26 protein-coding genes are annotated in these 25412 nt (G+C 65.3%); 16 read left to right on the top strand and 10 right to left on the bottom strand.

The annotated features are described in order from the left end of the window. Window positions 1-264 precede the first annotated feature (264 nt). Entirely contained in the window at window positions 265-1821 is a 1557-nt protein-coding gene (locus tag ACQP1T_RS32245) for an amino acid permease (RefSeq protein ID WP_433756794.1), read from the bottom strand. 345 nt (window positions 1822-2166) lie between these two features. On the opposite strand from ACQP1T_RS32245, the gene ACQP1T_RS32250 reads away from it, so the two are divergent. Continuing rightward, complete coding sequence (locus ACQP1T_RS32250; protein ID WP_433762447.1) at window positions 2167-3444, top strand: lipase family protein; 1278 nt, start codon at window positions 2167-2169, stop codon at window positions 3442-3444. Here ACQP1T_RS32250 and ACQP1T_RS32255 read toward each other — a convergent pair. After that, window positions 3398-4441 (bottom strand): GlxA family transcriptional regulator, encoded by a 1044-nt coding sequence (locus ACQP1T_RS32255; protein WP_433756795.1) that lies wholly within the window; start codon window positions 4439-4441, stop codon window positions 3398-3400. The two genes, ACQP1T_RS32250 and ACQP1T_RS32255, sit on opposite strands and share 47 nt — an antisense overlap. Before the next feature lie 50 nt (window positions 4442-4491). Beyond that, a complete protein-coding gene (locus ACQP1T_RS32260; RefSeq protein WP_433756796.1) occupies window positions 4492-5370 on the bottom strand; it encodes an alpha/beta fold hydrolase in 879 nt (292 codons plus the stop codon). Window positions 5371-5669: 299 nt separating this feature from the next. On the opposite strand from ACQP1T_RS32260, the gene ACQP1T_RS32265 reads away from it, so the two are divergent. Continuing rightward, on the top strand, window positions 5670-6032 hold the full coding sequence (locus ACQP1T_RS32265; RefSeq protein ID WP_433756797.1) for a cupin domain-containing protein: 363 nt from the start codon (window positions 5670-5672) through the stop codon (window positions 6030-6032). Window positions 6033-6036: 4 nt separating this feature from the next. Here ACQP1T_RS32265 and ACQP1T_RS32270 read toward each other — a convergent pair whose 3' ends face one another. Together ACQP1T_RS32270 and ACQP1T_RS32275 are read right to left on the bottom strand one after the other, a co-directional pair. Further along, on the bottom strand, window positions 6037-7323 hold the full coding sequence (locus ACQP1T_RS32270) for a hypothetical protein (RefSeq protein ID WP_433756798.1): 1287 nt from the start codon (window positions 7321-7323) through the stop codon (window positions 6037-6039). Continuing rightward, a complete protein-coding gene (locus ACQP1T_RS32275) occupies window positions 7323-7544 on the bottom strand; it encodes a hypothetical protein (RefSeq protein WP_063043105.1) in 222 nt (73 codons plus the stop codon). The genes ACQP1T_RS32270 and ACQP1T_RS32275 overlap by 1 nt, the downstream gene beginning before the upstream one ends. A 289-nt stretch (window positions 7545-7833) precedes the next feature. Between ACQP1T_RS32275 and ACQP1T_RS32280 the strand changes: the two genes are divergently transcribed. The 4 genes from ACQP1T_RS32280 to ACQP1T_RS32295 are packed head-to-tail and all read left to right on the top strand — an operon-like array spanning window position 7834 to window position 11963. Then, on the top strand, window positions 7834-9141 hold the full coding sequence (locus tag ACQP1T_RS32280) for an ABC transporter substrate-binding protein (protein WP_433756799.1): 1308 nt from the start codon (window positions 7834-7836) through the stop codon (window positions 9139-9141). 2 nt (window positions 9142-9143) lie between these two features. Further along, a complete protein-coding gene (locus ACQP1T_RS32285) occupies window positions 9144-9989 on the top strand; it encodes a carbohydrate ABC transporter permease (protein WP_433756800.1) in 846 nt (281 codons plus the stop codon). Beyond that, complete coding sequence (locus ACQP1T_RS32290; protein ID WP_433756801.1) at window positions 9986-10840, top strand: carbohydrate ABC transporter permease; 855 nt, start codon at window positions 9986-9988, stop codon at window positions 10838-10840. Before ACQP1T_RS32285 ends, ACQP1T_RS32290 begins: the two co-directional genes overlap by 4 nt. A gap of 31 nt (window positions 10841-10871) precedes the next feature. Further along, window positions 10872-11963, top strand: coding sequence for an ABC transporter ATP-binding protein (locus ACQP1T_RS32295; protein WP_433756802.1), 1092 nt, complete (start codon window positions 10872-10874; stop codon window positions 11961-11963). On the opposite strand, the gene ACQP1T_RS32300 is transcribed toward ACQP1T_RS32295, so the two are convergent. Then, the gene (locus ACQP1T_RS32300; RefSeq protein WP_433756803.1) at window positions 11955-12191 is read right to left on the bottom strand and encodes a hypothetical protein; all 237 of its coding nucleotides are present in this window, start codon (window positions 12189-12191) and stop codon (window positions 11955-11957) included. The two genes, ACQP1T_RS32295 and ACQP1T_RS32300, sit on opposite strands and share 9 nt — an antisense overlap. Before the next feature lie 6 nt (window positions 12192-12197). Continuing rightward, window positions 12198-12827, bottom strand: a complete 630-nt coding sequence (locus ACQP1T_RS32305; protein WP_433756804.1) for a hypothetical protein — start codon at window positions 12825-12827, stop codon at window positions 12198-12200. A gap of 698 nt (window positions 12828-13525) precedes the next feature. On the opposite strand from ACQP1T_RS32305, the gene ACQP1T_RS32310 reads away from it, so the two are divergent. Further along, window positions 13526-14353, top strand: a complete 828-nt coding sequence (locus tag ACQP1T_RS32310; protein WP_433756805.1) for a DUF1460 domain-containing protein — start codon at window positions 13526-13528, stop codon at window positions 14351-14353. Here the strand turns inward: ACQP1T_RS32310 and ACQP1T_RS32315 are convergent. Continuing rightward, the gene (locus ACQP1T_RS32315) at window positions 14331-14459 is read right to left on the bottom strand and encodes a hypothetical protein (protein WP_433756806.1); all 129 of its coding nucleotides are present in this window, start codon (window positions 14457-14459) and stop codon (window positions 14331-14333) included. The two genes, ACQP1T_RS32310 and ACQP1T_RS32315, sit on opposite strands and share 23 nt — an antisense overlap. A 384-nt stretch (window positions 14460-14843) precedes the next feature. Between ACQP1T_RS32315 and ACQP1T_RS32320 the strand changes: the two genes are divergently transcribed. The 9 genes from ACQP1T_RS32320 (at window position 14844) to ACQP1T_RS32360 (ending at window position 23701) form a co-directional block, all read left to right on the top strand. After that, the gene (locus ACQP1T_RS32320; RefSeq protein WP_433756807.1) at window positions 14844-15494 is read left to right on the top strand and encodes a response regulator; all 651 of its coding nucleotides are present in this window, start codon (window positions 14844-14846) and stop codon (window positions 15492-15494) included. A 32-nt stretch (window positions 15495-15526) separates the two neighbouring features. Beyond that, window positions 15527-17263: a GAF domain-containing protein gene (locus tag ACQP1T_RS32325; protein ID WP_433756808.1), complete on the top strand. Its 1737-nt coding sequence runs from the start codon at window positions 15527-15529 to the stop codon at window positions 17261-17263. A gap of 105 nt (window positions 17264-17368) precedes the next feature. Then, window positions 17369-18289, top strand: coding sequence for a universal stress protein (locus ACQP1T_RS32330; RefSeq protein ID WP_433756809.1), 921 nt, complete (start codon window positions 17369-17371; stop codon window positions 18287-18289). A 16-nt stretch (window positions 18290-18305) separates the two neighbouring features. After that, window positions 18306-19175 (top strand): universal stress protein, encoded by an 870-nt coding sequence (locus ACQP1T_RS32335; RefSeq protein ID WP_433756810.1) that lies wholly within the window; start codon window positions 18306-18308, stop codon window positions 19173-19175. A 113-nt stretch (window positions 19176-19288) separates the two neighbouring features. Continuing rightward, window positions 19289-20620, top strand: coding sequence for a DUF5933 domain-containing protein (locus ACQP1T_RS32340; protein WP_433756811.1), 1332 nt, complete (start codon window positions 19289-19291; stop codon window positions 20618-20620). A gap of 38 nt (window positions 20621-20658) precedes the next feature. Beyond that, entirely contained in the window at window positions 20659-21801 is a 1143-nt protein-coding gene (locus ACQP1T_RS32345; RefSeq protein ID WP_433756812.1) for an AI-2E family transporter, read from the top strand. 75 nt (window positions 21802-21876) lie between these two features. Further along, window positions 21877-22599, top strand: a complete 723-nt coding sequence (locus tag ACQP1T_RS32350) for an ArsR family transcriptional regulator (protein ID WP_433756813.1) — start codon at window positions 21877-21879, stop codon at window positions 22597-22599. 20 nt (window positions 22600-22619) lie between these two features. Continuing rightward, window positions 22620-23015: a VOC family protein gene (locus ACQP1T_RS32355; protein WP_433756814.1), complete on the top strand. Its 396-nt coding sequence runs from the start codon at window positions 22620-22622 to the stop codon at window positions 23013-23015. Then, window positions 23015-23701: a TVP38/TMEM64 family protein gene (locus tag ACQP1T_RS32360; protein ID WP_433756815.1), complete on the top strand. Its 687-nt coding sequence runs from the start codon at window positions 23015-23017 to the stop codon at window positions 23699-23701. The genes ACQP1T_RS32355 and ACQP1T_RS32360 overlap by 1 nt, the downstream gene beginning before the upstream one ends. Window positions 23702-23782: 81 nt before the next feature. Here the strand turns inward: ACQP1T_RS32360 and ACQP1T_RS32365 are convergent, their stop codons facing one another. Next, a complete protein-coding gene (locus ACQP1T_RS32365) occupies window positions 23783-24631 on the bottom strand; it encodes a 3-hydroxyacyl-CoA dehydrogenase (protein WP_433756816.1) in 849 nt (282 codons plus the stop codon). A gap of 64 nt (window positions 24632-24695) precedes the next feature. Next, window positions 24696-25370 (bottom strand): helix-turn-helix domain-containing protein, encoded by a 675-nt coding sequence (locus tag ACQP1T_RS32370; RefSeq protein ID WP_433756817.1) that lies wholly within the window; start codon window positions 25368-25370, stop codon window positions 24696-24698. Window positions 25371-25412: the final 42 nt, after the last annotated feature.

A 25412-nucleotide genomic window follows, 5' to 3' on the forward strand; every position in this document is an offset into this window, starting at 1 on the left:
GTCGCGGAACATTCGCGTCGCCCGGCACCTCATCGGGCGTGGATTCCACCGTAAAGACGCCTATGGTCATGCTCGATCGAGCGCTGATCGTCCTCGAAAGTGGGTGGAGCCCAGTATTTTCCAGCAATAGCGATCAAACCTACCGGTCCGTCTCGGTGCGGACCACTAGCCCGCTCCAGGAATCGTGACGATTGCCCGCCCATCGCTGTGACCGCGAGTACGTGCCGACAGGAAAATCATCGGATCTCCCGATGTATACCGGCCCTAGAACGGATCCGGTTCGGTGTAGCGGGATTTCGGGGCCTCGACGATCACTTGCGGTTCGGCGGAGGGGCCGAGCGGCGGGCGCTCGGCAACTACCTCGAATTGACCGGTGTGATGTTGGCGGATGCGGGCTATTCGCAATACTTTTCCGCGGGCCAGATACCAGCCCCCGATCAGAGCCGGGCCCATGATTACCAGCATGGCGAGTACGGCGGTGCGCTGGACCATATCGCCGCTGCAGGCCATCAGGATCACCACCGTGGCGAGGAAGACCAGAGTCGCCACATCGGTATAGGGAGCGCCGGGTAGTCGCGAGGCCGGACGCCAGGCAAGGCCCCGACGCCACTCACGCCAGAGTCGCAGGTGACAGAGCACGACCGCGGTCCACGACACAATGGTGCCGAGGGCGGATACGTTCAGCACGATCTCGAAGGCCTTGTCCGGCACCACCGCATCGAGTCCGACACCGATCAGGGCGATCGCGCCGGTGGCGAGAATGCCGACGTAGGGTACGCCCGTCCGTGACATGCGCGACGCCGCGCCGGGTGCGCTGCCGTTCATCGACATCGAACGCAGAATCCGGCCGGTCGAGTACAGCCCGGCATTGAGACTGGAAAAGGCGGCGGTGAGCACGATCAGATTCATGATCGAACCGGCCGCTGGCACACCGATTTTCGCGAAGAACGTGACGAACGGACTCTCACCGGCCCGAAAGACCGTATAGGGCAACAGCAATCCGAGCAGCACAAGGGATCCGACATAGAACAGTCCGATGCGGGCGATGACGGAGTTGATCGACCGCGGCATGATCGTCTCCGGATGCTCGGCCTCACCGGCGGCGATGCCGACCAGTTCCACTGCGGCATAGGCGAATACGACGCCGGTGGTGACCGTGATCAGCGGGAGCAGTCCGGTCGGGAACAATCCGCCGTGATGGGTGATCACCCCGGCACCGGTCGAGGCACCCTGAATCTTGAAGCGGCCGAACAGGAAGATCGTGCCGATGATCATAAAGCCGGCCAGCGCAATGACTTTGATCAGCGCTACCCAGAACTCCAGTTCGCCGAACCAGCGCACCGAGATGAGGTTGGTACTCACCACCGCGATCAAGGCGATGAGCGCGATCACCCAGTGCGGGACGACATCGAGCGCTCCCCAATAGTGCGCATAGCTGGCGATGGCGGTGATATCGACGATCCCGGTCATGCACCAGTGGAAGAAGTAGGTCCACCCGACCGCGAAAGCCAGCTTCTCCCCATAGAACTCGCGCGCATAGGAGACGAACGATCCGGCGGAGGGCCGATGCAGCACCAGTTCGCCGAGCGCGCGCAGGATGAAGAAAACGAATACGCCACACACCGCATACACCAGGAACAATCCCGGTCCGGCGCTGGCCAACCGGCCACCGGCACCGAGAAATAGCCCGGTGCCGATCACCCCGCCGATCGCGATCATCTGCACTTGGCGCGCGCGCAGCGATCTGCGATAACCGACATCCTCGGCATGCAGCGCTTCTGCGAGCGCCGATAACTCAACTGGTCCCCGAACTGCGATCACGACCAGGCCTTCCAGAGCGGGAAGTCATGTCGCGGAAGAATGTACCGTTATTTAGCGGTACATTCAATGGGTTTATTTGAAGCTTCAACGGGTACTCCCACGTGCCCGGTCATGTCCGGGACTCCTGGCCGACCGGATTTGTGCAGCTGCACAAGACCCGAGATCGAGGCTCTGCATCATGCCAATAGCCCCGCGCCGTCAATTGCGGTGAGCTGGAGCAGCACGCCGAACCCATGATCGGGCTGGCGGATCGATGCAGATTCGGAGGATGTGGTGAAGCGATCTCGGCGGCGGCTCGCGGTGCTCGCGGTGGCGGCAGGTCTGGCGGTTGCGGCGGGTCTGGCGATGGGCAGAGCCGGGATGGCGGCCGCCGATCCGACATTCCCGCCGAATTTTCCGCCGGACCAGAATCAGCTGCCGCAATTGCCGACCGAGCCGCAGATCTACGATCTGTTGCCGATCCCGGCACCGGATCAGGACCCGTGGTACGACGATCCCGCGGATCTCGCGTCGTATCAGCCGGGCCAGATCGTGCGCAGTCGCGAAGTGCAGACGCGGGTGCTCGGCATCCCCTTCCCGGTGTACACCGAGCAGTTGCTGTTCCGCTCGAACGATGTGCACGACAATCCGGTCGTCACCGCGACAACCGTTGTGGTGCCCGGCATTCCGTGGCAGGGCAGCCCGCGGCCGGTGCTGTCCTTCCAAGAGGCGATCGACTCCACCGATTCGGCCTGCAATCCTTCGTACACCTTGCAGACCGGCACCATGAAGGAATCGGCGCTGGTGATCTATTGGCTGGCACAGGGTTTCGCGATCAACGTGCCGGACTTCGACGGAAAGTTCAATACCTTCAACACCTACGCCGAGGGCAAGATGGTCCTCGACAGTCTGCGCGCTGTGAAGAACGATCCCGCACTCGGGCTCACCGATTCCGGCATCGCGCTGTACGGATATTCCGGCGGCGGTTCGGGTTCCCTTCGCGCGGCCGAGTTGCGCGCGAGCTACGCACCCGATGTGCGGCTGCTCGGCACCACCATCGGCGGCACGCCTGGTGACCTGGTGGCTGAGGCCGGGTATGCGACCCGAGCCGAACCCGGACTCACCGGTACGAGCAACTTCACCATGTGGCTCGGTTTCGCGAGTCTGGCCAGGGAGTATCCGGACGTCTTCGATCCCGCCGATCTGCTGACCGCCGAGGGGCAGCAGATCATCAGGGATGTGCAAAGTCGTTGCTACGCAACCATTGCGCTGACCGGTATCTATCGCCCCATCAGTGCCTACTACCAGCCGGGCAAGTCGCTGGAATCGTCCCCGGAGATCCTTCGGGTTCTGCAGGACAACAGCTTGGGCAAATACCTTCCGGATACGCCGATCCTGTGGTGGCACGGTCTGTGGGATGAACTGATTCCACCCTCGGTCGTCCTGCCGACCGTCCAAAGCTATTGGGAGCGTGGCGCGAATCTGCGCTTCTATACCGTTCCCGTTCCCGAACACATCGTCAATGCGGTCACCGGCTGGCCGCCCGCGGTGGTCTGGACCAGCGCGGTGCTGCGCGGCCTGCCGCCCGGACCGAAGTTCAAGGCGGATTTCCAACCGCTGCCGCCCGGCTTTCCCGGAAGCTGAAATCGTCTGTGCCCGAACCGGAACCGGTGATCGCGAAATGCTGCCGGTAACGGTCGGGTGTGGTGGCCAGCTGCCGGGAGAAGACCCGGTGCAGGGTCTCGCCGTGTCGGTAGCCGACCGCCTTGGCGATCGCGACCACTGTCAGATCTGTCGTCTCCAGCAGTCGCCGGGCCGCCTCGACCCGCAGGTTCTCTACGAAAGCCGCTGGTGTACTGCCGGTTTCGGCACGGAAGGCGCGGGCGAAGGCACGCTCGCTCAATCCCGCCCGCACCGCCAGCGCGGCGACACTGAGATCTTCGTCCAAATGGTCGGGCAGCCATTGCTGTACTGCCCGGATCGCCGGGGTGCGCGCCGGTTGCGCACGTAGTTGAGCGCTGAATTGCGCTTGGCCGCCTGGCCTTCGGGTGAAGACGACGAACCACCGGGCAATCAACTGCGCCACCTCGGTGCCGTGATCGGCCTCGACCAAGGCGAGCGCGAGATCGATACTCGCGGTGACCCCCGCCGAGGTCCACCGGTTGCCGTCGTTGACGTAGATCCGGTCCGGTTCGACCAAGACCCGCGGGAAACGCTCGGCCATTACCGCGCACGCGCCCCAATGCGTTGTCGCACGATAACCGTCGAGCAATCCGGCACCGGCCAGCAGGAGTGAACCGGCGCATACCGAGGCCACCCGCCGCGATCGCCGGGCCACGGCGGGCAGCTCACGCACCACCTCGGCGGATACCGATGGGACGAAGGCGCCGTTGCCGCCGATCACGATCATGGTGTCGATCTCGTCGTCACCGGCGGCGATCTCCGGCAGGGAATGTTCGACATTCATCGTCAGACCACCCTCCACCATGACGGTGCCCGCGCGCGGCGACGCGGTCAGCAAGCGGTAGGCCGGTGCGCCGACAATGGCGTTCGCCGCACCGAAAATGTCCATGGGACCGGCCAATTCGATCAGCTGGATGCCGTCGTAGACCACGAGGACAACCGTGCGAGGCGTCGACACGTCCCCATCATCGCCGGACGCCCCCAGGACTGTCACGGCAATGTGCGGTATCACCCCGCGTGCCGGACCGGTGCGGCTACACCGGCGGCATGCCGCCCGAGGAAGGGAATGATCAATTCGGCGACGCGGTCACCGAACTGCGCGTGCGGATAGTGCCCGCCGTTCTCGATGACGGCCACCTTGCCGATGCCCATCGGCATGGCCGCGACGATGGCCATGGCTTCGGCCTTCGGGTCTGGGAAATCGGGGTCCATGGCGCCCATGATCACCAGCGTCGGCCGGTGCACCTGCGGCAGCGCCGCCTCGGCATCGGCCGAAGTGGTCTTACCGGTCTTGCGGAACTCGCGCCACCGGCCGGGTTCGCGCAGGGTCGTGAACACGCCGTTGAGGTAGTCCGGAAAATCCTCGGGCTTGGTCGGATACGCGATATCGAGGTACCTGCGCCACAGCCGCGGCGACCCCAGCAGCAGCGTACCGAGCAACCGCACCAGCCCGCGCCGGTACCGCGGCACCGCCCACAAGGCACGGATATCCAGTCGCTGCCGCCTGGTGAACGGGTTGATCTCGACTATGGCTCTGACCAGTTCGGGCGCCTCGGCCGCGGCGATGGTCGCCGCACCGCCGGACAGCGAGTGGCCGACGATTACCGCCGGACCGCCGAAATGCCGGATCACACTGAGCAGATCGCCCGCGACATCGGTTCGGCTGATGGCCGCCTTCCCGGTCACCGACGGCCAGCCGGGGCTGGATTCGCCGTGCCCGCGCAGGTCGGCATTGACCACTCGGTAGCCCGCGGCGGTCAGTCGCGGTAGGAGATGGCGATAGTCGTGCCGGGAAGTTCCGATGCCGTGCGAGAGCAGCACCAGCGGTCCGTCCCCGACGACATCGCAGGCGATCCGCCCCTCCTCGAATGTCACGAACTCGGTCATTTGTCTTACCTTCCAGGCGTTTTCGAAAGGTCGCGATGCGCGCGATGTGCTCGAATTGAACGCCGGAATCGCGCTGTTGTCGGTAGCCCCGACCGGATCGGTCAGATAGACAGCAGATTTCGTCAGTCCCTGATCCAATCGGCACTCACCGGCGTTCCGGCCGCCTCGGCGCGAGCTACCTTTCAGCTAGGACTACGGGTTAAGCTGTGACAGGCGTCACACCTGATCGGTGTGCGCGGCACCGCGGGTGGTGTGGTGCCCCATCGAGGGTCGGGGCAGCGATACCGAGGAGAACAACCATGTCCGGACTGGTGCAGAAGAGCTTCGACAAGCCCGAAGAGACCCGCTTGTTCGAGGAGGGCAAGGGCAAACTCGATCTGGTCAATCTCGACGGCGGCCCAGTCGGCCGGGCGGTTTTCGAACCCGGTTGGCGGTGGTCACAGCACGTCAAGCCGATCGCCCAGACCGACAGCTGCGAAGCGGCCCATATGGGCTACTGCCTCTCGGGCCGCCTGATGGTGGCCATGAATGACGGCGAACAACAGGAATACGGCCCCGGCGACTTCATGATCGTCCCGCCCGGACACGATGCCTGGGTGGTCGGCGATGAACCCTGCGTCATGCTCGACTGGCAGGGTGTCGCCGACTACGCCAAGCAGTGAGCGCTCAGTCCCAACTCGGCGCGGCGTCGTAGCGGCGGCGCATCTGGCGGCGGCGGTAGAACACCTCGTCTACCGAGAGCGTCGTGGTGGTCACCGGTGCCAGGCGGATATTGAGGCCGAGTTCCCTGATGCGGTGCTCCAGATCGATGCGACGCTCCGGCGGCAGGTTGGACCACATCGTTTCGAAGCGGCCGCGGACCGGGGCATCGGCGGCGGCGATCAGGTCGAGCAGCAGCGGCCAGTCGTGGGCGTCGGTGGCGATGCCGGGCAGTGCGGACACCATCGCATCGTTCATCTGCGCGAGCAGGGCTATCATCCGGCGCTGGATTCCGGCGTCGGCGTGTGCCATCAGGCTGAAAAGTCCACGCCACAGGTCGGATTCGATGCGACCCTCCAGGCTGCCGACGAGTCCGGCCAGCGCCGCGTCATTGGCGATGATCGGATTCGCGGCCAGGGCCCCCAGTGCCCATTTACTCAGCCGTCCGATGAATGTCAGCAACTCCGGTGCCGCACCGGCCCGGAGGTAGGTCGCGATGAGGTTGCCGATCATTTCGGTGGAGCCGACGCTGAGCAGGACATCGCCGATCGACGCGGTCAGATCGGCCTCACAGCGCGCGAACGTCGACAGCGCGGCCAACTGCAGCCCCGTCGACCCGATGAGCACGGTGTGCAACATCCGCGGCATCCGCTGCCGCGGCCCGGCCAGCAGTTGCCGGAAGATGGCGCTCACACCCGCGACGGAATAGGCGTAGGCGGCGGAGAAGATCAGTCCCTCGTCATCGAGTACGCCCTGCTCGAAGGCCGCGACCAGGGTCGGTGTGGCGAAGGCGTCCAGGAACGGACCGGCCGTGATGTAGTCCTTGCGGGCCAACATTTCGTTGAGAATCCGCACGATGGGTTCCGGCGGCGCCACTTCGGCGAGTTGGCCGACCGTGCGCGGATCCATATACGGCGCACAGTCCGCCACATACCCGGGCGCGAGCATGGCGACCGTCTCGGCCGCCTTCTTCGGGTGATCGACACCGACCGCGCCCGCGGCCCGGCCCGTCATCATCGGCGGGACGATGCGCTGCACCAGCGGCATCGAGATGCGCAGCGGAATGATCGGCACCAGTTTGCTGATCCGCTCGAACGTCTCGTTGTGCTGGTCGAAGATCAGTCCCGCCAGCCGTTCCTGGAGTTCGTGCAGATTCTCACTGCCCAACCGCTCCAGATGCGCGAGTCGCTCCACGGGGGCATGCAAAGTCCGTGACAGTAGGACGATCTGGGCACCGGTTACCAGATCACTCATCAGCCGAGCCGGCTCCCGAACATGATCTTCTTCGTCACCGCCCGGAACGGCCGGGGCAGCGCGCCGACCATCTCATCGATGGCCTCGATGAGCGCCGCCGTCTCGAGTTGTTTGGCCGCGCGGAACATTTCGAGCAATTCGGCGGCCTCCTGTTCGGTGATCAGCCCGGTTGCCGCCAGCGGCCCGCGTAGTTCGTGTTCTAGGTCGGTCCTGGCGGTCATAGAGCTACCCGTTTCTTCTTCTATCGCAACGTCGATCACTCGTGAAAGCCCCGAGCATAGGGGGCGCGGCGACCGGGCGGGGCAGTGCGTAAAGAATTCGTTATCCAAAGATCTTCATAACTTTTTTGAGAGGGTCGACTTCCTTTTTATTTGTGCCGCAAGACAACTCGGGTTTTGTTCTCACCCACGGGAAGTTGCGCCTTCGGCTGTGCGCACGCGTCTGTTTGTATCTGGGCATGATGGATTGGTGTCGGCTCACCCGGGCCCATTCCTGCCTCGGGAGCCACACATGCCGACATCCGGCCTGACGCGCCGGTCGTTCCTCGGCGCGGCGGGCATCGGTACCCTCGCGCTCACCGCCGCATGCACCGGCTTCGCCACCACGGGCAGTGGCGGCATGCTCTTTCTCTCAACGCAATTCCGCCCCGCCGACGAGGCCGAGCGGTTCCGCGACCTGCTCGGCAAAACGGCGCCGGGCGTCAGCTATGTGACCATCGAGGAAAGTCCGTTCGCGAGTCAGGTGCGCAGCCAGGTCGGGGCGGGTTCGACGCAGGTCGGTCTACTGGGCGGGTTGCACGGCGATATCGCACCGCTGGCCGACGGCCATCTCGAGGATCTCACCGGGCTGCTCGCCGACCTCGGCAACCGCGGCTGGCCCGCCGCCTACCTGCAACTGGCCCGGGCCGGTACCGACCGGACGTGGTACATCCCTTGGGCCACAGCGAGTTACGTACTCGCCGCGCACGCCGACGCGCTGCAACACCTGCCATCGGGCGCGGACGCCACGGCGCTGACCTACGACCAGTTCCTCGACTGGGCGATCGCCGCGCGCCGCGCCAATGGCAACCGACCGATGCTCGGACTACCCGCCGGCCCGAAAGGACTGCTGCATCGCTTCACCCAGGGTTATCTGCTGCCGTCGTTCACGGGTGGTCAGATCACCACGTTCCGCTCGGCCGAGGCCGTGACGGCCTGGCAGTACTTTCGCGAACTATGGGCCAACTGCGCACAGTCGAGTACGAATTACGACTTCATGCAGGAGCCGCTGGCCAGCGGCGAGGTGCGCATGGCCTGGGATCACGTCGTGCGCCTGGTGCACGCGCCCGAGCACGACCCGCAGGACTGGCGCATGCTGCCCGCACCGCGTGGCAAACACGGCCTCGGCTATATGGCCGTGGTCGCGGGACTCGCAATTCCCAAGGGCAGCACCGATACCGAACTCGCCCAACGCACCATCAGCGCGCTGACCAAACCGGAAACCCAGATCGAACTGCTGCGCTCCAACGGCTTCTTCCCGTCGGTCGATACCGTCATCCCGGACGATCTGCCGCCGGCGGTAAAACTCGAGGCCGATGCGGTGCACCGGCAGCAGCAGGCGCAGGGCGCGATCCTGTCGCTGCCGCCGGTCGGTCTCGGTCAGCGCGAGGGTGAGGTCAGCAAGGTGTTCAAGGACAGCTTCCGCTCGATTGTGTTGGATGGAGCCGATATCCGGGCGACACTCGACCAGCAGGCCCGGGTGCTGCAGGGCATTCTCGACGAGCTGAAGGTGCCGTGCTGGGCACCTGATCCCGTCACCGACATCTGCGGGGTGGGATAGGTATGCGAGCCCGACTCGGTTCCCCCTGGATTCTGCTGCTGCCCTCGATCGTGCTGCTGACCGCGCTATTCGGTTGGCCATTGGTGCGAGCTGTCTTCGACGCGTTCAGCGACGAGGGCGGCTTCACGCTCGCGCACTGGAAGCGGTTGTTCGATGACCCGTATTTCCTTACCGCGCTGCGCAATACGCTGTTGTTGATCGTGATCGTTGTGCCGATCCAGTTGGTGCTCGCGGTCGGTATGGCGCTGCTGATGCAGGCGCGGCCGCGGTTCGCGAGCGGTCACTTCTACCTGTGGTGCGTGCCGCTGGCGATCTCCGAGTTGGCCGCCGGACTGGTGTGGTTATCGATCTTCGGCAATCGCGGATACCTGAACTCACTGCTGGTCTGGCTCGGCCTGTCCGAGGACGGTGTGCAGTGGTTGAACTATCAGCACACCGGCACCATGCTGCTCGCGGTGGTGATCGCCGAGATCTGGCGGGCGACTTCGCTGGTCTTCGTCATCGTGGTGGCGGGCGTGCAGCTGATTCCACGGGATTACGACGAAGCGGCGCAGGTATTCGGGGCGAACTTCTGGCAGCGGCTGCGCCATGTGACGCTGCCGCAGCTCGGGCCGAGTCTCCAGGTGGCGCTGATCCTGCGCACCATCCTCGCGCTGCAGGCCTTCGCCGTGGCGCAGGCACTCACCGGACGCGACTTTCCACTCTTGGTCGGCGAAACCTATGAGTGGTATTCGAATCTGCAGAATCCGGCAGTGGCGAGCGCCGTATCCCTAGTGGTGCTGGCCATCTCGCTCGGTACCGCGGTGTTCTATCTGCGGACCGTCAGGGCGCCGGAGGGGTCGCGATGAGTGAGCCCACCGTGCTGCCGCCCATCGATCGCGCACCGCTGCGTCGACGTCGCTGGCGGGCCATCGGAGTGCAGGTGGCGTGCATCGCGGTGACGCTGTTCATGGCGCTGCCGATCGTGCTGATCGGACTCGCCGCGGTGTCCTCGCGCGCGGCGCTGAACGAGTTCCCGAAGCCATTGCTGCCCAGCGAATTCTCCACCGAGACGCTGCAGTCGTTCTTCCACGCGACCGGAACCGTTCCGGCACTGGGCAACTCGGTACTCGTCGGGCTCTACACGGTGTTCTGGTCGCTGGTGATCGGCGCACCCGCCGGATATGCGTTGGCCCGCAATGCCTTCCGCGGAAAAGACACCTACCAGATATTCATCCTGTTCGTGCGGGCACTGCCGATCGTGGTGCTCTCGGTGCCGCTGGCCACGATGTTTCTGCGACTGGATGTCTACGACACCGTCTTCGCCGTGACGCTCGTGCACACCACGCTCGCGCTGCCGACCACCGTGCTCATTACCGCGAGCATTTTCGTCGCGGTACCCGCCGACCTCGAGGAGGCGGCGCGCGTCTTCGGCTGCACACGCTGGCAGGCGGCGCGCAAAGTCGTTGTGCCGCTTGCGCTTCCCGGGCTGGCGGCGTCATCGATCTTCACGTTCGTGCTGTCATGGAATGAGATCCTCGGTGCGACCATCGTCACGCTCGGACATCGCACACTGCCCGCGCAGGTGCTCACCACGCTCGGCGAGGCGTCTACGCCGTACCGGTTCGCGGGCGGGTTCGCGCTGATCATTCCGGCGCTGGTCTTCATCTTCGTGATGCGGCGCTACCTGGTGAATATGTGGGGGACGACGCTGAGATGACAACGGTTGGGATGACAGAGGTGTACGGCATATGGCCGAAGTGATTCTGCGGGATCTGGTGAAGACCTATCCCGGCGGCGCGACACGCGCCACCGACCAGGTTTCGCTCGAGGTCACCGACGGCGAATTCATGGTGCTACTCGGGCCGTCCGGCTGCGGTAAGACGACGTTGCTGCGCATGATCGCCGGGCTCGAACTGCCAGACTCGGGGCAGATCGTGATCGGCGGCAAGGACGTCACCTATCTCGAACCACGGCGGCGCAACCTGTCGATGGTGTTCCAGTCCTATGCCGTCTTCCCCAATAAGAAGGTCGCCGACAATATCGGCTTCGGATTGCGGGTGCACGGTGTGCCCGCAGCGGAGGTCCGGCGCAAGGTCGCGTGGGCCGCTGATCTGCTGCAACTCACGCCGTACCTGGATCGGTACCCGGCGAAGTTGTCCGGCGGCCAGCGCCAGCGCGTCGCGGTGGCGCGCGCGATCGTCATGGATGCCGATGTGCTGCTCATGGACGAGCCGCTGTCCAATCTGGATGCGCTGCTGCGACTGTCGTTTCGCGCCGAGTTGAAGAAGCTGGTCGGCGAGCTCGGCACCACCACGATCTATGTCACCCATGACCAGGTCGAGGCGCTCTCGCTCGGCGATCGCGTCGCGGTCATGCGCGATGGGGTGATCGTCCAATGTGGTTCGCCGACAGCGGTTTACGACGGTCCGGCGACCGAATTCGTCGGCGGCTTCCTGGGCAGCCCGCCGATGAATTTCCTCACCGGAATCGTCGACATCGGCGAGGCCGGACCGCATATCGATCTGGGCGGGCAGTCCCTGCCGGTGCCCGACGCGCTCGCATCGTTCAACGGTAAGAAGCTCAACCTCGGCATCCGGCCCGAGGCCATTGTCGTCGACGATGAGGCGGGCGCCGATTCGGTGCGAGCCGAACTCGAGGTGCTGGAGCCGCTCGGCTCGTCCACCCTGTTGACCACCGATGTCAGCGGGCAGACCGTCAAGATTCAAACGCGGCCCAGCTTCCGGGCCGACCAGGGCGATGCGCTGAACCTGCACCTGCCAGCACAGGCGTGCCGCTGGTACGACCCGGAAACCGGATTATTGCTGGAGCACTCAGTGTAGATATCCGGTGGAGACTTCGCCGTATCCGATCAATTCCACCGCGGAATATTGTCGAGTCGGTTCTTCCGGAGATACCAGTGCGCCACCGAGGGTAAGTTTGGCCTGCTGCAGAATACGGCAGCTCGGCGAACAGATATTGTGGATGGCCATCGCACGCCTCGCCTGCCCCGGGGTCAATTCACCGGGATCGGTGAAACAGTCGCCGATATTGGAGATGATCGATCGCATTTTCGGCTAACCAACTCTCACGGGCACGGGTGCTTCTTCCGCAATTCGGCCACGACCGACGGTGAGCGAAACCAAGGCAATATTGCCGATGGCGGTAATCAGCGGGCCCGCGACGGTTGCGAATTGGTATCCACTTGCCAGCAGCACCCCCAGCACGCCGAGCGCACCAGCGAAGGCATTCGCTGCGAACATTTGCCAGGTTTCTTCCTGAGGCTTCGACCAGGCGTGCCGCAGCGTCGGAATCGTGGCTATGAGATTGGCACAAATAGCCACCACCGCGCCGAACGTCTTCTCCGAAATTTCCACCGTGACCAGCACACATGCAATGGAAGAGAGCAGACACGCCCAATCGATATTATCCCCGGGCCGCAAACTCACCCCGCGGCTCAGACCGAGAGCTATAACCGCGGCATTCATGCTCGCCGACGCGACATTGATACCGGCGGCGAGATATGCACCCGCCATATATGCGACCACCGCGAATACGGTATTGGCAGTACACCAGGCCACCCAAGACGCCATCCGCGGTCGCGTGACACCGTCCATGATTCCGATCAGATATGCGACGACGCCATACAGTGAGATGCCGACGCTGACCAAAGCTGCCGACGTACTCGGACTCCAGAACTCACTCACGTGCACCATTCCTCATTTTTCGCGCAGACATGCGCAAGACAGCCAAAACCGGCGATTCCACCCGCATGCGAACACACCGAAGGAGACAAATCCGGTGCGACGATGGTGACCGTATCTGCCGTGGGTGAACACTTCGGGATGATTTGTTCGTTCGCGATTGAAAGCATCGTTACACGGCGGTTCTGGCGTCACAAACGCAGCAGGTCGGACGTAACGAACTTTTACGTGGGTAACTGGTGCTTAACAGATTTCGTTACTGGGCTCACATCGGTGCGGAATCGACATTGCCGCGCGCCGTTTCGACGACAAGCAGGCCGCAGACACACGAAGACCCCAGCCGTAGCTGGGGTCTCCCGTGGTTACGCCGACCGTTGTGCGAGTCGAAACCTCTGCACCCCGGCCTCGGTTACAGAGCCTGCCACACTCGCGGAGAATCGTCGCGCCGAGTCCGACGACTACCGGGACGCCGCGGCACGCTTGCATCTGTAAGTCCGGTCGAATCGCGCTTGACCAGGCAATATGTGTCGACAAGTGGCACTCCGGGATAACGAAACAGCAACATCGTGATCATCTCGTGTCCAAACTGTTCGACTCGGCATCCAGGGCTCATGACGAAATCCCCCGCGGATCACGCAGCCGCCGTGTCGTTTTCGGGTTCAGCGACCGTAGCGCGCCGGACTCGGACTACCGTGGCAGCAATGACCGTTCACCCTGCTGGAGGCCTTGTGCGCGGCATCGCCCGGGTACTGCTCGTCATCTCGGCGCTCGTCGGCATTGCCATGCCGACCGTGCCCGCCGCGTTCGGCGCACCGATCACCGATGACGTCAGCGCCGGGAAGATCGATGAGTTGCTGGCGGTGCGGGCCGCCGCGCCGGGTGCGAGCAAGGGCGAGCTGATCGAACGTCTGTCGGCTCGTCTGCTCGGGACGCCGTATGGCGCGGATATGCTCATCGGCTCGGCGGACCAGCCCGAACAGTTGGTCATCGACCTACGGCGAGTGGATTGCTTCACCTACCTCGACTATGTCGAAGCCCTCAGCAGGTCCACCGATCGGGACCAGTTCGTGGCGAATCTGATCGCGACCCGCTACACCGACAGCCGCGTCGAGTTCGGGCAACGCAAGCACTTCTTCAGCGATTGGTCGCATACCGCGCGCATCGCGGCCACCGATATCACCGGCACGCTGAGCCCGGCCGCGGTGACCGTCACCAAACGCCTCAACGCGAAAGGCGATGGCGGAACGTATCTTCCGGGCCTGCCGGTGGTCGATCGCGATATCGCCTTCATTCCCGGTGCCGCTGTGGACGAGGGCGTCATCGGTGGACTCCGCACGGGTGACTACATCGGCGCGTACGCCGACCAGCCGGGACTCGATGTCACCCACGTCGGCATCTTCGTCATGACACCGAGCGGCCCGGTCTTCCGCAACGCATCCTCACTCGCCGCCGACAACAAGGTGGTCGACTCTCCCTTCGCCGACTACGTGCGCACGACTCCGGGCATCATGGTGCTCCGGGCGCAGTGATCGCCGCGAGCACGAAAATGGAACCGGCCACCGCGACATCGGCGAAGCGGTTGGCGGCGACGGCCGAATTCGTCGGTCGGATCAGGGTGTGTTCGTCGATCGCCACACCCGACTCGTCCGTTGCCTGTACGGCATCGGCGAGTCGAAACGCCCCCGTGATCCGTTCCCGCGGTTGACCGCTCGTGCCGCCTCGCTGCTGCCCGACCACCGGTGGCCGGTTCCCATTCCAACTGTGCCCGGAGGGCACGGGAGTGGACAGAGCCGGGATGCCCCGGATCAGGGGACATTGGTCCCAGCGGGCGCCCCGCCATGCCGTTCGACCGCAGCGCGCGGCAGCACTATGGCGGCAGCTCCCGGTCGTTCAATGTGCCGCCACCTCGGCGGTATCGACGGGAGCAAGGGACTTTCGTCACCAAACCGGGGTCGATCTCCGACTCGCCGCACCCGATCGCTCAGTAGGGTGAAAATCAATCGAGGGAGGTGTTTCGTGATGACCACCGTCTTCTTGGTCGATGACCATCAGATCGTGCGTCGTGGGGTGAAGGATCTGATCGAGTCCGAGCCCGATCTGGAGGTCGTCGGCGAGGCGGGCACGGTTTCGCAGGCCTTGGCCCGTATTCCCACGATCCGGCCGCAGGTCGTGGTGCTGGATGTGCGCCTGCCCGACGGCAACGGCATCGAACTGTGCCGTGAACTGCTGGATCAGCATCCCGACTTGCGCTGTCTGATACTCACCTCGTTCACCGACGAGCAGGCCATGCTCGATGCCATCCTGGCCGGTGCCAGCGGATATGTGGTCAAGGACATCGACACCATGGAGCTGATCGAGGCCATTCGCGAGGTCGGCGCGGGTAAGTCGCTGCTGGACAATCGGGCGGCGGCGGCGCTGATGGCGAAGCTGCGTGAGGAGGCCGCGGCCAAGACCGGGCCGCTGGCCGGTCTCACCGAACAGGAACGGACCCTGCTGAATCTGCTGGGCGAGGGACTGACCAATCGGCAGATCGGGGGCCGGATGTTCCTGGCGGAGAAAACCGTGAAGAACTATGTCTCCCGGCTGCTGACCAAACTCGGCGTCGAACGGCGCACCCAGGCCGCGGTGCTGGCCTCGAAACTCAAAGCACCGACGCGGAAGCCGGAGTAACGCACCTGCCGTTTCGGGGCAGAATACCCAGTATGGAAGACAAGTCGACCGTGTCCGGCCAGCCGCCGGTTACGGAAACTTTGTCCCAGCTGCGGCTGCGTGAACTGCTCGGCGAGGTCCAAGATCGCATCGCCGAGATCGTCGGCGTCCGCGACCAGATGGACCGCCTGATCGAGGCGATGCTGGTGGTCACCGCGGGATTGGACCTCGACAACACGCTGCGCTCGATCGTGCACACCGCCATCGAACTGGTCGACTCCGAGTACGGCGCGCTCGGCGTGCGCGGATCCGATAAGACCAGCAACCAGCTAGCCGAATTCGTGTACGAGGGCATCGACGACCGGACCCGGGTCATGATCGGTGACCTGCCGCGTGGTCACGGTGTGCTCGGTCTGCTCTTCGAACAACCGAAACCCATTCGGCTGCCGAATCTTTCGAAGCATCCCTCATCGGTCGGCTTCCCGGCCCACCACCCGCCGATGCGCACCTTCCTCGGCGTACCGGTGAAGGTGCGCGACGAGATCTTCGGCAACCTGTACCTGACCGAGAAGGCCGGTGGTCAGGAATTCACCGAAGACGACGAGGTCGTGGTGCGGGCGCTGGCCGCGGCCGCGGGCATCGCCATCGCCAACGCTCGCCTCTACGAACAATCCCGGATCCGCCAGCAATGGTTGGAAGCCAACCGTGACGTGGCCACCGAACTGCTCGCGGGCGGCGAACCCGGCACCGCACTCGAACTGGTCGCCGACCGGGCGCTGACGCTGACCCACTCCGCGTGCACCTTCCTCGCACTCCCCGAGGACCCCGATATCCCCGCCGAGGATGTCACCGAGCTCGTGGTGGTCGCCGCCGCGGGCGTCGGTGCCGAGGAGCTGATCGGCGAGCGTATCCCGATGGGCGAATCGAATTCCGGTGAAGCCTTCCGGTTCGGCCAACTCGTCGCGGTGGATGAACTGCGCTTCCGACCGGACTTCTACCAGCGATCGAAATTCGGGCCCGCGCTGGTCCTGCCGCTATGCGCAGAGGACACCGTCATCGGCGTGCTCGTCACCGTGCAACCACCGGGTGCGCAGCCATTGGACGAGGCCGGGCAGTCGATGATGGCCGCCTTCTCCGACCAGGCCGCGCTCGCCCTGCGGCAGGCGACCATCCAGCGGCGGATGCGCGAACTCGATGTGCTCTCCGACCGCGACCGGATCGCGCGCGACCTGCACGACCACGTGATCCAGCGCCTGTTCGCGGTCGGCCTCTCGCTGCAGAGCACCGCCCAGCGGGCCCGGCTACCCGAGGTCAAATCTCGGCTCACCGAGACCATTCAGGACATCCAGTCGATCGTGCAGGAAATCCGGCATTCGATCTTCGATCTGCACAGCAGCACCACCGCGGATGCCCCGACGCTGCGCAAACGCTTGCACGGCATCATCGCCGACATGATCGGAGAAAGCGGGCTGCGCACCACGATTCGGCTGGCCGGACCGGTCTCGGTGCTGGCGCCGCCACTGTCGGAGGATGTCGAGGCGGTGCTGCGCGAAGCGGTGAGCAATGCGGTGCGGCATGCGTCGGCGACGACGGTATCGGTCCATCTCCGGGTGCGCGACGATGTCACCATCGAGATCATCGACGACGGTGTCGGCGTTCCGGACGACTTCGAGCGCATGAGCGGATTGGCGAATCTGGCGACCCGCGCCGAGCAAGCGGGCGGCAGCTTCAGCATCACGCAGGGCGATGACGGTGGCACGGTGTTGCGCTGGTCGGCGCCGCTGCCCTGAGCGGTCTTTGGACCCTGTGGTTCGTGACCAACGCCAGGCGTGCGCGAAGGCCTCGGATTCCTAACCTACGGGTAGCGACCGATCGGAACCCGAAGGGACCCGCCCATGACCACCCAGCACCATGATGATCCACACCGGTTGGCCTCGGCGGAAATAGTGGTCGGAACCGACGGCTCCGAAGCGGCCGATCTCGCCGTCCGATGGGCTGCCGAAACCGCCGCCCAGCGGCGTCGGCGCCTGCGCATCGTGCACGGTCTCGACCTCGCGGCGGGGTCGGACTACGGGATGTACGACGTAATCATGCCGCCGGTCATCGATGCGATCCGACGCGAAGGCGCGGACCTGATGCGCACGGCGCGCCGACTCGCCCATCAGGTCGATCCGGGCCTGATCGTGGAAACCGAACTCTCCGAAGCCGATCCGGCACATCTGTTGATCGAGCTGTCCGAGGCGGCGCATCTGGTCGCGATCGGCACGGCGGGTTCCGGCGGCTACCTGAGCCATCTCGGATCGACGCTGCTCGCGGTCGCGAGCCATGGCCGCGGTCCGATCGTGGTCGTGCGCGATACCGGCACCGAACAGCAGACCCGACGCGTCGGCCCGGTCGTGCTCGGCGCCGACGGCGGACCGGTCAGTGCGGCCGCCGTCGGGGCCGCATTCGCCGAAGCCAGCGAACGCAGAACCCGACTCGTCGCCGTCCACGCGTGGAGCGACCTGTATTACGACCGCTTCGCCGGACTCCCCTACGCCGTCTCCGATCACGACGCCGAAACCGCCGGACAGGCGATCCTGGCCGAACAGCTCACGGGGTGGCAGGAGAAGTACCCGGACGTGCAGGTCATCCGCAAGGTGTATCTGTCGGGGCCGCGCCAAGCGCTGCGCGAATGGTCGCGGTCGGCGCAGTTGCTGGTAGTCGGTAGCCGAGGACGCGGTGGATTCCGCGGACTGCTGCTCGGCTCCACCAGCAATGCGCTGGTGCAGACCGCGCACTGCCCGGTAATGGTCGTTCACCCCGCAGCAGCCTAGAAGGGCACGAAATCCCATGTCTACCAACCGCAATCCCCCCGTACTCGTCGGCATCGACGGCTCCGAGACCGCCACCGAGGCGCTGCGCTGGGCCGCTGTCGATGCCGCCCGCCACCGCGCACCCCTGCACATCGTGTACGGCATCGGCGCCCCGATGGACTTCGGTCCCGGAATCGCCTTCGACCAAATCGATTACGACGTCTATCGAGCGGCCGGTGCCGCCGCCGTCGACACCGCCCGAGCCGACGCGACCGCGGCGGCCGCCCCCGTCGGAGACCTCGATATCACCACCTTCGTGGTCGATGCGCCGCCGATCCCGGTGCTGCTCGACCGCTCCAAGGATGCGCGCATGCTCGTGGTCGGCACCCGTGGTCTCGGCGCCTTCCGCCGTGGCCTGCTCGGCTCGGTGAGCACCGCGGTCGCACGGCACGCGCACTGCCCGGTCGCCGTCATTCCCGAGACCGAGAACTACAAGGCCGATCGGCTGCTCGGACCGGTGCTCGTCGGTGTCGACGGTTCCCCCAGCGCCACCCGCGCCATCGAGGTCGCCTTCGACCAGGCCGCCCATCGCGAGGTCGGTGTGCGGGCGGTGCTCACCTGGTCCGAATTCAACCGCTACATCCCCCGCGACGCTATGCAGAAAGAGGCCGAGGAGCTGCTGTCCGAAAGCCTGGTGGGTTATGCGGACCAGTATCCGGACCTGGAGGTCGAGCGCGTGGTCGTCGAGGATCGACCGGCCAGATGTCTTCTCGCCGAGGCCGAATACGCCCAACTGATCGTCCTCGGTAGCCGCGGCCGCGGCGGATTCGCGGGCATGACGCTCGGCTCGGTCAGCCAGGCCGTCCTGCACGCCACCGACTGCCCGCTCATCATCGCCCGTCCCTGATACCGCAGACGGCCCGGGTGGTGCTTCGGCGCCGACCGGTCCGCAAGCGCGCGTTCACAGGTTGCGTTAATCGGGGCGCACGGTGATGTTCACATCCTGTTTACGATGTCGGGATGTTGATTGAGGGCGCGCAGGAGAGATCGGTTGCACCTCCGGAGGAAGCGGGGACTGCGCGTCCGTGGCGATCTCGGTTGATCTGGGGCAGTGTCGTCGGTGCGGTTGTGGTGTTGGTCGCCGGGCAGTTGATGGCGGTGCATATCAATGCGCTCGGGCCGCTGACCAGCCTTGCTTGGGATTATGTCGGGCGGCCCAAATCGGCGACTACGCCGTGGGCCGGATTTCTGTTGGCGCTGATCGGCGTCTCCCGGAATGTGCGGGTGCGCGCGCTGGCGGCCGCGGTCGGCATCGATGTGGTCTTCGTGATCATTCGGGCGATCGAGGGGCGGTTGTTCACGGTCGGAAACGGTCCGACCATTGTGCTCACCGCGCTTGCGGTGATCGCGGCCGTGCGCTGGACCGGTGCGCGACGCGAAACCGCGCTGCGCACAATCGCTCTCGGTGCGCTGCTGATTCTGGCGACGAAGGTCGGCGAGATCTGGCTGGACATCACCGCATGGGCCTGTCCGACCGTGCTCGATCCCTATGCGGAACTGGCCGATCACGCGCTCGGCAATCCGTCGTGGCTCATCGGACAGGCGCTCGACGCGGCCGGCCCGGTGCCGCTGGGCGTGGTGCGCTGGGTGTATTTCGAACTGCCTGTCGCGGCCATCATGGTCGCGGCATGGCAGCTGCGCGGGGTGACCGCGGGTGTGTGGCCGCGGCACTATCTGGTGCGCACATTCCTGACGCTCGGCGTGGTCGGTCCGCTGTTCTATGTGGTCTTCCCGGTGGTCGGGCCGGTGCTCGCATTCGGCCCGGAGGGGAAGGGGTTCGAACTCGCCGACGTCTGGCCGAATATCGTTGCGGCACTCCCCTCCTCGGTCGATTCGATGCCGTTCGACACCATCACACCGCGTAACTGCATGCCGTCACTGCATACGGCGTGGGCGCTGTCGCTGTTCATCCATTCTCGGCGCGGACCGCTCTGGTTGCGCTGGGGTGGTGTGTTCTGGCTGGTCTGCACTCTGGTCGCGACGCTGGGACTCGGGGCCCACTACGGTGTCGACCTCGTCGCGGGCGCGGCACTGTGCTTGACCGTCGAATCCGTGCTGCGCGATCCGGACCGGGGTTGGGACCGCGCCCGTGCGCGGGTGGTGGCCTTCGGCATCGCGACCTTCGCGGGGGTGCTGCTCTGCGTACGTTTCCTCGCGCTGTCGATGGCGAATTACCCGTTCCCGTTCGGCGTCGCGATTCTCGGCGTCTTCGCCGCGCTGGCGTTCACCTTCTACCAGACCTGGTTCACGGAAAAGGTCGCTGACGTCTCGGAAAAGGTACTGAGCCGCTAACTCCGGCAGCGCGAGGGTCTTCGTGCCAGACTGGCGGCGTGAGTGAGCAGGACGGCACCGAGAAGACCCGCCCACCGACCCGCGACCGCGGCGACGCGATCGGCGCCGGACTCATCTGGCTGGCCAAATGGTCGCTGTGCATTGTGGCGATCGCGGCAGGCGCGTGGGTGCTCGGCACCGTCATCGCCGCGTTGTGGGTGGTGCTGCTGCCGCTCGCGCTGGCGTTGATCGTCGCGACGATACTGTGGCCGCCCACCCATTGGCTTACCGCGCACGGCTTTCGGCCGGGTCTCGCGGCGGCGGTCACCCTGCTCGGATTCATCGGGGTCCTCGCCGGTGTCATCGCACTGATCGTCCCCTCGGTCGTGGACCAGGCACCGGAACTGGCCGACAAATCCACCGAGGGCGTCAACAAGGTGCGCGATTGGCTGCACGGTCCGCCGCTGCGCATCCGCGACGAGCAGTTGCAAGCCGCGGTGGAGGCGATCACGCAGCGGCTGAAGTCCAGTTCGGAACAGATCGCCTCCGGCGTCTTCACCGGCGTGACCACCGCAACCTCCACGCTGGTGACGCTGTTCCTGGTGCTGGTCCTGGCGTTCTTCTTCGTCAAGGACGGTCCACGGCTGCTGCCGTGGCTGCATGCCGTACTCGGCAGTCGCGGCGGCAGGCACCTCGAGGAGGTGCTCAATCGGATCTGGTCCACCCTCGGCGGATTCATCCGCGTCCAGGCGCTGGTAAGTCTGATCGATGCGGTGTTCATCGGCGCCGGACTGGTGATCCTGCACGTCCCACTGGCATTCGTGCTCGCGGTGATCACCTTCATGGGCGGTTTCGTGCCGATGGTCGGCGCATTCGTCGCCGGGGCGCTCGCGGTGCTCGTCGCACTGGTCGGCAATGGTGTCACCACGGCGCTGATCGTGCTCGGCATCATCATCGCCGTCCAGCAATTGGAAGGCAATGTGCTGCAACCGGTTCTGCAGGGCCGCAGCATGCAATTGCATGCCGTGGTGGTGCTGGTCGCGATCACCGCGGGCGGCTCGCTCTACGGCATTGTCGGTGCCTTCCTCGCGGTCCCGGTAGCGGCGGTGATCGCGGTAATAGTCCGCTACCTGGGCGAACAGATCGACGTCGTCACCGCACCCCCCGAAGAATCCGAAGAGGCCGAGCCCGCACCGGAGTAAGGCTGCCGCGGGCATCGCCGAATTGCCGCGCCTAATGCAAAACACATCAAATCAGTTTGATGTATTCTCGCCTACGTGACCTCCCATCGAGTGCCGGTTCCGCTGCTGATGCGCATGGCGGCGCATCCACTGCGCTGGGCGCTGATGACCGAGTTGGCCGCGAGTGATCGCCGGGTGCGGGAGTTGGTCGCCGCCGTCGACGAGCCACAGAATCTGGTGTCCTACCACCTGCGCCTGCTGCGCTCGGCCGGGCTGGTGACGGTGCGACGCAGCAACTTCGACGGTCGCGACAGCTACTACCACCTCGACTTGTCCCGCTGCGCAAGCGCATTCGGTGAGGCGGCGACCGCCCTGCATCCTGCGCTGGCGCCAGCGCACCGACGATGGCCGAAGGGCAGCTCGGTGTTGTTCCTGTGCACCGGAAACAGTGCACGTTCCCCGATCGCCGAGGCCCTGCTGCGCCGCCGCGTCGACGGCATCGACGTCGCGAGCGCGGGCAGCCATCCCGCACCGCGGCTACATCCGAATGCGGTGCGAGTCCTGCACGAGGACTACGACATCGACCTCGAACCCCGGTTACCGCAATCGCTCGACGCCGTCGCGGCGCGGCACTTCGATTACGTGATCACGTTGTGCGACAAGATCCGCGAGGTCCCGCGCGACCACGGCTCGGCCGTCGAAACGCATTGGAGCCTGCCCGATCCGTCCGCCGCGGCGCCAACCGATCGTGCGACCTATCCGGAATTCCGAAGTGTCGCAACCGAACTCGATACCCGCATCGGCTTCCTGCCGCTGTAGAAACAAGAAGGAGATCCGTCATGACGACGACCGCACCGACCGAACTCGCCCGCATTCGCTATCTCATCGACGATGTACGGGCGGCTGTCGACTTCTACACCACCCACCTCGGCTTCACCGTCGACTTCGACGCCGCCCCCGCCTTCGCCGCGGTCGTGCGCGGACCGCTCCAGCTGCTACTGGCCGGACCCAAGAGCTCAGCGGCGCGCCCGATGCCCGATGGCGAGGTGCCGACCCCGGGCGGCTGGAACCGCCTCCAGCTCGTCGTCGACGATGTCGCCGCCGAAGTCGAACGGCTCCGAGCAGCCGGTGTCACCTTCCGCAACGACATCATCAGCGGTCCCGGCGGCCAGCAGGTCCTGCTGCAAGACCCGGCGGGCAACCTCGTCGAACTGTTCCAACCCGCACCCCGCTGATGCAGCTCACCGGCGTCGTACGCCGCAGCGTGCGCGACCCGAGACTGGTCGGCGCGATCGCGCTGCTCGCGGCATTGCTGGCGCTCGCGCCCTTGGTCCCGCACCCGGACGCCGAACAGATCCGCGACTGGGCGCGATCGGCCGGTCCGTGGTTCCCGATCCTGTTCTTCGCCGCACATGCACTGGCAACCGTCGCCCTGCCGCGAATTCCGTTCACCCTCAGCGCCGGACTGCTGTTCGGACCCGTCACGGGCGTCGCTGTCGCGATCGCCGCCAGCACGGTGAGCGCGGCGCTGGCATTTCTGCTAGCACGTGCGGTCGGACGCGAGGCGATCGCCGCCCGGTTGACCCACCCGGCGGCCGCGTCGCTCGACCGCCGACTCGCCCGTCGCGGTTGGCTCGCGGTCGGATCACTGCGACTGATATCGCCGATTCCCTTTCCACTGATCAACTACTGCGCGGGGGTATCGTCGATCCGGCTTGTACCCTTCCTGATCGCCACCGCCGTCGGCGTGCTTCCCGGCACGATCGCCGTAGTCGCCCTCGGCGACGCACTCACCGGACGCGTCTCTCCCACCATGCTCGCCGTCTCCGCGCTCTGCATAGCGCTCGGACTGGCAGGCGTACTCCTCGACGCCCGCCTCCCCACCGAAAAACCCGAACCGGAGCTGTCGCAGAGCGAATGACTGTCCCGCATAGGCTATTGCCTATGCGGGGGTACTCACCGGCTTTGCGTCAGCGATGCGACTGCCCGAAGGTGATCGGAGCTATGCGGAGTACTTGTAGAAGCCTTCTCCGGTGGCGATGCCGAGCTTGCCCTTGTCGATGTAGTTGGTCTTGAGCCAGGCCGCTAGTTCCTGGCCGTCCTCGCTGTTGACCAGGATGTTGTAGGGGGTGGTCAGGCCGATGACGTCGAGCATCTGGAATGGCCCGACCGGTGCGCCCGTGCCGATCCGCCAGGTCTTGTCGACCGCCTCCGGTTCGGCGAATCCGCCCGCGCCGAGGGCCATGGCCGCATTGAGCAGCGGCACGAGTAGCGAATTGAGGACGTAGCCCGCCTTTTCCTTGTGCAGTTCGATCGGCTCCATGCCGATCGCGGCGGCGAACTCGACCACGGCCCGAAAGACCTGCGGATCGGTCTCGGGTGTGCCCATCACCTCGGCGGTGTTGTACCGCCACACCAGATTCGCGAAGTGCAGCGCGAGGAATTTGTCGGGGCGGCCGGTGTAGCCCTTCATATCGCTGGGCAGCAGCGTGGACGAATTGGTGGCGAAGATCGTCTTCTCCGGCGCGAGTTCACCCAGTTGCCGGTAGGTCTGCTCCTTGATGCTGAGCACCTCCGGCACCGCCTCGATCACCAGGTCGGCATCCTGCACGGCAGCGGCGAGGTCCGTGGTCAGGACGATGTCCGCCTCGGTCTTCTCGGCCTTGGTGTCACCGCCTGGCACTTCGATGCGATAGGTCGCCGCGAGCTTGGCGAAACGTTCGCGGGCACCGGCGATGGCGTCGTCGCTGATGTCGTAGGCGGTGACATCGAATCCGTGGAATGCGGTCTGGAACGCGATCTGCGATCCCAGTACTCCGGTGCCGAGGACGGTCACCTTGCGAATCGTCATTGCTGTCTCCTTACTCCGCGGAGCACGGTCCGCCCCGGGATGTCATCGGTGTGGTCGAGGGAGATCATCGTCGGTCGCGCACCACCGCGGCGAGGAAGAACGCCAGGTGGTCGTGGGCGCGGCGGCGTCCTTCGGTGCGGGCCGCCGCCGGTCCGTGCAGGTAGACCAGTCGCACGAAACCCAGCGGCGCGAGCAGTTCCCACATCAGGGCTTCACCGGTGGACTCCCCCGTGCGCAGGCCCGCGGTTACCACTTCGGTCAGCTGTCCGCGCTGCGCCCAGATCGGAAAGTACGGAGCCACCGCGGCCGCACCCTTGCCGAGCATGTCGGTGACCAAACGCGGATCGTTCGGAATCGCTTGGCGCAGTAGGAGTTTGGTGAACTTGCGGGATTCGTCGGTATCGAAGATGCCCAGTATTCGATCGACGGTTTCGGTCAGGAAGCCGCGCGGGTCATCCGGCGCCGCATCGGGATCCGGAAGCAACCCGGCGATCACCGTGTCCACCGCGCCGACACCGGCCTGGGCGGTCAGTTCCCGGTAGATCGCCTCTTTGTTGGCGAAGTGAGCGTAGAGACCGCCGTCGGACAGACCTGCGGCGCGCGCGATCATCCGGACCGAGGTGGCGGCGTAGCCGTGCTCGACGAATAGATCCAGTGCGGCGGCGAGTAGCAGCGCACGGGTATCGCCCGCCTCGTCCTTGCGCGGGCGGCCGACGCGCCGTGGCGGAGTCACGGTCATGGGCTCAGACTAGACGACCACTGGTTAATAATCGATCGATCG

The sequence above is a fragment of the Nocardia sp. CA-135398 genome (assembly GCF_050955845.1).
GTDB lineage: Bacteria > Actinomycetota > Actinomycetes > Mycobacteriales > Mycobacteriaceae > Nocardia.

Excerpts from the sequence above, each read along its gene's own strand:
- ACQP1T_RS32250 (WP_433762447.1), top strand. The coding sequence starts at position 2,167 with ATGGGCAGAGCCGGGATGGCGGCCGCCGATCCGACATTCCCGCCGAAT.
- ACQP1T_RS32260 (WP_433756796.1), bottom strand. The coding sequence starts at position 5,370 with ATGACCGAGTTCGTGACATTCGAGGAGGGGCGGATCGCCTGCGATGTC.
- ACQP1T_RS32265 (WP_433756797.1), top strand. The coding sequence starts at position 5,670 with ATGTCCGGACTGGTGCAGAAGAGCTTCGACAAGCCCGAAGAGACCCGC.
- ACQP1T_RS32270 (WP_433756798.1), bottom strand. The coding sequence starts at position 7,323 with ATGAGTGATCTGGTAACCGGTGCCCAGATCGTCCTACTGTCACGGACT.
- ACQP1T_RS32275 (WP_063043105.1), bottom strand. The coding sequence starts at position 7,544 with ATGACCGCCAGGACCGACCTAGAACACGAACTACGCGGGCCGCTGGCG.
- ACQP1T_RS32280 (WP_433756799.1), top strand. The coding sequence starts at position 7,834 with ATGCCGACATCCGGCCTGACGCGCCGGTCGTTCCTCGGCGCGGCGGGC.
- ACQP1T_RS32285 (WP_433756800.1), top strand. The coding sequence starts at position 9,144 with ATGCGAGCCCGACTCGGTTCCCCCTGGATTCTGCTGCTGCCCTCGATC.
- ACQP1T_RS32290 (WP_433756801.1), top strand. The coding sequence starts at position 9,986 with ATGAGTGAGCCCACCGTGCTGCCGCCCATCGATCGCGCACCGCTGCGT.
- ACQP1T_RS32295 (WP_433756802.1), top strand. The coding sequence starts at position 10,872 with ATGGCCGAAGTGATTCTGCGGGATCTGGTGAAGACCTATCCCGGCGGC.
- ACQP1T_RS32300 (WP_433756803.1), bottom strand. The coding sequence starts at position 12,191 with ATGCGATCGATCATCTCCAATATCGGCGACTGTTTCACCGATCCCGGT.
- ACQP1T_RS32310 (WP_433756805.1), top strand. The coding sequence starts at position 13,526 with ATGACCGTTCACCCTGCTGGAGGCCTTGTGCGCGGCATCGCCCGGGTA.
- ACQP1T_RS32320 (WP_433756807.1), top strand. The coding sequence starts at position 14,844 with ATGACCACCGTCTTCTTGGTCGATGACCATCAGATCGTGCGTCGTGGG.
- ACQP1T_RS32325 (WP_433756808.1), top strand. The coding sequence starts at position 15,527 with ATGGAAGACAAGTCGACCGTGTCCGGCCAGCCGCCGGTTACGGAAACT.
- ACQP1T_RS32330 (WP_433756809.1), top strand. The coding sequence starts at position 17,369 with ATGACCACCCAGCACCATGATGATCCACACCGGTTGGCCTCGGCGGAA.
- ACQP1T_RS32335 (WP_433756810.1), top strand. The coding sequence starts at position 18,306 with ATGTCTACCAACCGCAATCCCCCCGTACTCGTCGGCATCGACGGCTCC.
- ACQP1T_RS32340 (WP_433756811.1), top strand. The coding sequence starts at position 19,289 with ATGTTGATTGAGGGCGCGCAGGAGAGATCGGTTGCACCTCCGGAGGAA.
- ACQP1T_RS32355 (WP_433756814.1), top strand. The coding sequence starts at position 22,620 with ATGACGACGACCGCACCGACCGAACTCGCCCGCATTCGCTATCTCATC.
- ACQP1T_RS32360 (WP_433756815.1), top strand. The coding sequence starts at position 23,015 with ATGCAGCTCACCGGCGTCGTACGCCGCAGCGTGCGCGACCCGAGACTG.
- ACQP1T_RS32365 (WP_433756816.1), bottom strand. The coding sequence starts at position 24,631 with ATGACGATTCGCAAGGTGACCGTCCTCGGCACCGGAGTACTGGGATCG.
- ACQP1T_RS32370 (WP_433756817.1), bottom strand. The coding sequence starts at position 25,370 with ATGACCGTGACTCCGCCACGGCGCGTCGGCCGCCCGCGCAAGGACGAG.